This window comes from Nonomuraea sp. NPDC004186, from assembly GCF_053603495.1.
This window is the reverse complement of record NZ_JBSGFQ010000065.1, coordinates 30,041-34,213: the sequence shown is the minus strand read 5'-3', so window position 1 is coordinate 34,213 and position 4,173 is coordinate 30,041. Positions and strand designations below refer to the sequence as shown.

Here is a 4,173-nt window from a genome sequence, read left to right as displayed (position 1 = left end):
CTGCGCCCGCCCCCCCCCGGGCGGGGGGGGCCCCCCCGCGCGGCCCCCCGCCGCCGATTTGCACCCAGCGCCGTCAGAACTCGATGAAGCCGTACAGCGCGAGATGGTTCGACTTCGTGCTGCTCACCGTGTGGTCGATGCTCGACGACCGCACGGTGCCCTTGACGAAGAGGTAGTCGATCTTCCTGGAACCGGAGGTCGTCTTCGCTCCGTAGCCGGTCATGCCGAAGCCGCCGAGGGTCGTGGCGGCGATGTTCGTACGATTCGCGTCGATCCCGATCACGCGGATCGTCGACGCGTTCATGAGGCTCGTGGCGTCCGCGCCGACGTGGATGCCGGAGTTCGCGATGCCCGTGTCGCCCGCGCCCGCGCAGGCGTTCGCACCGTTCTGCTCCGGGAGGTGCATGGTCGCGGCGAAGACCGTCGTCCCGGTTTCCTTGATCGTGAACTTCGCCGCGATGGCGCTCGTGCGCTTCCATTTGTACTGGTTGGTGGTGCCGTCGTCGCTGTCCGGCGGCTTGTACAGCGTGCAACCGGCCCCGCCGGCGTACGAGGTCCCGGGCTTCAACCAGCCCGCGCTCCAGTACTTCGAGATGTCGCCCGCCGCGAGGCCCAGCGTTCGGGTGTTGTAGATGATCGCGTTGGTCTGCCGCTTCTTCAGGTCGCCGAGCGACTGCTGGCTGCACTTGTGCGTGCTGCCCCACTCCTCGGGGTTGTCCCAGGCCACGATCGCCTTGTACGTGCCCGCCGGATATCCGAACATGCCCCCGAGCTGGTCGGCGTAGGCCGTGGCCTGCCCGGTGCCGCGCACCTGCTGCACGATCAGGAGATCGGGAGCCTGCACGCCGGAGGTGCCTGTCTTGCCGTCGTCGTCGACCAGCATCGAGGCGAGGTGGTCCGGGCCCGAGACCCGGGTGCACGTGCCGTCGGCGTTGTTCCTCACCAGGTTCTCGATGTTGTTGTTGTAGACCCGTAAGACCCGATCCTCGGCGGCGGTGGGCGCCGCGTGCGCCGGTGCGATCGACGTCGTGGTGAGTGCGACGGCCGCCGCGAGTGCTAACGCGCCAGGCGCTCGATAATGGGATGACATTGTGGCAGATTAGCGATCATTCCGGGCGCTGCCCAGGTCGGCGAGCCCTCAGGCCGACGCCGTTCACAGGTCGGTGAAGAACACCCGCTCACGTGCCTGCTCCACCGCGACCAGCAGGGCTCCGCGCACCACGGGCCTGTCCAGGATCGCGCTCGCCTCCACCCGTGGCCTGGCCAGGCACATGCGCGCCACCGCCTGCTGGACGCGGCCGGCGAGTTCGTCGCCTCCGGCGGAACCGACGTGGCTGCCCAGCACGACGAGTTCGGGATCGAGAACGGCACAGATGGACGCGACCCCCAACGCGATCCGCCGGGCCAGCTCATCGAGGAAGCCCGCCCCCGCCGCCCCGGCCGCACTCCCCACCGCTCCCGCCACGCTGCGCTCGGCGTCCTCGGCCGCGATCCCGTGCCTCTCGGCGAGTTCCTGCACCGCCCGCCAGCCCACCAGGGACTGGAACGCGGCCCCCACCTCATGGCGGCCGCGGTCGAAGCCGCCGTCGCTCACGGCCGCCCCGGGGACGGGCATCCAGCCGAGCTCACCGGCCGCGCCCACGGTCCCCCGAAAGAGCTGATCGCCCACCATGACGGCCGAGCCGGGCCCACGTCCGATCCAGACCAGGACGAAGTTGCGTACGTCACTCGCTACCCCCAGCGCCCGCTCCGCCATCGCGGCGAGGTTGACGTCGTTGTCGATCGTGACGGGCAGCCGCAGCCTCCGGTGGAGGACTTCGCGCACGTCACCGCACCACGCGGGCATGTCGTAGCAGAAGTGAACAAGGCTCGTACCAGGATCGATGACGGCCGGCAGGCCGATCACGCACGCCCGCACCTGCGCCGGGTCGATCCGCGCGGTCCGGGTGAGGCGTTCCACGATCGCGTGCATCGCCTCTGCCGGATCCTCGGCGGCCTCGGTCGGGACCGTCGTCTCGGCCAGCACCCGCCCCGTGATGTCGGCGAGCACGGCGGTCGTCGTGTCCAGGTAGACCTCGACCCCGATCACATGGCCGCACGAGGGGTTGAGCCCGTAGAGGACGGCGTTGGGCCCGCGTCCGCCCTCCTGTACACCGGCCCTGACGACCACGCCGCGCTCCTCCAGGCGGGACAGGACATGGTTGGCCGTCACCTTCGACAGCCCGGTCCTCTCGCTCACCTGCGCCCGGGTCAGCGCTCCCGACGAGCCGAGCAGTTCCAGCGCGGCTCGATCATTCAGCTCACGTAACAGACGCGGACGCCCGGGCTTTGCGTTCATGCGCTCCATACTGGCCGTTGTCGGTGGCGTCGGGGCAGGATCGGCACACCGGATCACGGCGCGAAGGAGATCAAGGTGCCACCCACCGGCCACCCTTTCCTCAAAGGCATGTACGACGACGCCTACTACCCTCGCCGGCTCGTCGAGAAGGGCAGGGACATCTTGCTGCGCCTGTGCGAGCGGATCGAGGCCGAGCGGCCGTCGGACCTCGCGGCGCTGTACGTGCTCACGCAGGCGGCGACGGACGAGTTCAACGAGCTGGCGGTCGAGTTCCTGGAGGCCGGCAGCCAGATGGAGACGGTGGCGCGCGAGGTGATCGCCGAGGACTTCTGGTTCGTGGCGACGGCCTACGGGTTCGCGGACGCGGACATGGAGGAGCTGATCGCGACCCGCGACTGGTGACGTGACCGACGCGGCGGAGGGGGTTCAGGGGCTGTCCACATTGGCGCCGTACGGAGGCGATGAGTCCGCGCCAAGTCGTCGCCAAGGGAGGTCTAAGTCCGGGGGCGCACCCTGGTGGCATCCCCCGATCGAAGGAGCATCCCATGGCCCCCAACATGCTCGGATTCCGCATCACGCACCGCGCCATGCGCGGCGACGCGCGCCGCCTGGCCACGTTGATGAGCGGGCTCGCCGCCGGTGAGGAGCGGGCGGATCCGGCCCGGCTCGACGCCATCGCCACGTTCGCCACCAAGCTGTGCGCCGGCATCCACCATCACCACCAGGCCGAGGACAACGTGCTCTGGCCCGTCATCGTGCGCTCGGCCGGCGCCGAGGTGGACCTGAGCGACCTGAGCGACGACCACGCCGAGCTCGACCCGCTGCTGGAGGAGATCACCGCCGCCGCTGCCCGGCTCGGCACGGACCGGGCGGCGGCGGGCCGGATGGCCAAGGCCCTGACGACGCTCGCCGACCTCCTCGACGAGCACATCGAGGAGGAGGAGCGGCTGCTCTTCCCCGTCATCGCGAAATACGTGTCGGAGGCGGACTGGAAGTCGGTCGAGGACGAGGTGCGCAAGGGCGGGGACATCGGCTTCGACCTGCCGCGGATCGGCCAGTACGCGCGGCCGGAGGAGCTGGCCGAGCTGCGCAAACTGGCGGGGCCGGTGCTCGCGCTCCTGCTCAGGGTGCTCGACCGCGGTCACCGGCGCCGCCAGGCGCTGATCTTCGGCTACGGCAGGTGACCCCGCCTCTCACGGGCCGCCCGGGCCCAGTGGGGCGAGCCGACCAGTTCCGCGACCTCCTCCGCCCGCGCGTAGTGCGCGTCCGGATCCTGGCCCATCAGGCGCGCCAGGTCTCCGAGCAGCAGCGCGACGGGCCCGAGCGTGACGGACCCGCTGTGCATCCCGGCCAGCTCCCCCTCCCACCGCCGCAGGTTGTGGTAGCAGCGGACGGCCACCTCGACGTCCCCCAGCGCGACGGCGGTCTGCGCGCGCAGCCCCTCCCACAGCAGCCAGTAGTAGTCGCGCGACTGGGACGACCCGGGCTGCCAGACCCGCCTGGCGGCCTCCGGCTCGCCCGCCGCCGCCAGCGCCGCCGCGTACAGCTCGGCCGTGCCGTCGTTGGGCACGTGCTCCCACAGGAAGGCGAGCTCGTCCAGCGAGTCGCGCACGTTGCCGCGGGCCAGCCGCACCACGAACCTGCCCAGTATCCCCAGCGCCTCGGCGTTCGCGCCGCCGCGCTCGGCCAGCTTCCGCTGCGCGCCGAAGAGTGTCAGGATCACCAGCGACAGGCCGAGCTGGCAATCACTAACCTAGGAGTCTATATGACGGCCGAGAAAGACGACGCCGACCGCCGCGCCGCTGCCCAGCACACCGTGGCCGAGCACCTGCGCC

Annotated in this window: 5 protein-coding genes; 2 read left to right on the top strand and 3 right to left on the bottom strand. The window is 70.7% G+C overall.

The window, feature by feature from the left end; translation table 11 throughout:
• Nucleotides 1-73: 73 nt before the first annotated feature.
• Entirely contained in the window at nt 74-1,090 is a 1,017-nt protein-coding gene (locus ACWEPL_RS40165; protein WP_363982346.1) for a hypothetical protein, read from the bottom strand.
• Nucleotides 1,091-1,153: 63 nt separating this feature from the next.
• Nucleotides 1,154-2,338 carry an ROK family transcriptional regulator gene (locus ACWEPL_RS40160; protein WP_452439258.1) on the bottom strand — a complete coding sequence of 395 codons (1,185 nt, stop codon included), beginning with the start codon at nt 2,336-2,338 and terminating at the stop codon, nt 1,154-1,156.
• A 75-nt stretch (nt 2,339-2,413) separates the two neighbouring features.
• On the opposite strand from ACWEPL_RS40160, the gene ACWEPL_RS40155 reads away from it, so the two are divergent.
• Nucleotides 2,414-2,740: a DUF5713 family protein gene (locus ACWEPL_RS40155; protein ID WP_452439257.1), complete on the top strand. Its 327-nt coding sequence runs from the start codon at nt 2,414-2,416 to the stop codon at nt 2,738-2,740.
• A 143-nt stretch (nt 2,741-2,883) separates the two neighbouring features.
• Entirely contained in the window at nt 2,884-3,522 is a 639-nt protein-coding gene (locus ACWEPL_RS40150) for a hemerythrin domain-containing protein (protein WP_452439256.1), read from the top strand.
• Here the strand turns inward: ACWEPL_RS40150 and ACWEPL_RS40145 are convergent.
• Nucleotides 3,510-4,061, bottom strand: coding sequence for a hypothetical protein (locus ACWEPL_RS40145; RefSeq protein ID WP_452439255.1), 552 nt, complete (start codon nt 4,059-4,061; stop codon nt 3,510-3,512). The genes ACWEPL_RS40150 and ACWEPL_RS40145 overlap by 13 nt on opposite strands.
• Nucleotides 4,062-4,173: the final 112 nt, after the last annotated feature.

Coding starts and splice junctions, on each gene's coding strand:
- ACWEPL_RS40165 (WP_363982346.1), bottom strand. CDS start 1,090: ATGTCATCCCATTATCGAGCGCCTGGCGCGTTAGCACTCGCGGCGGCC.
- ACWEPL_RS40160 (WP_452439258.1), bottom strand. CDS start 2,338: ATGAACGCAAAGCCCGGGCGTCCGCGTCTGTTACGTGAGCTGAATGAT.
- ACWEPL_RS40150 (WP_452439256.1), top strand. CDS start 2,884: ATGGCCCCCAACATGCTCGGATTCCGCATCACGCACCGCGCCATGCGC.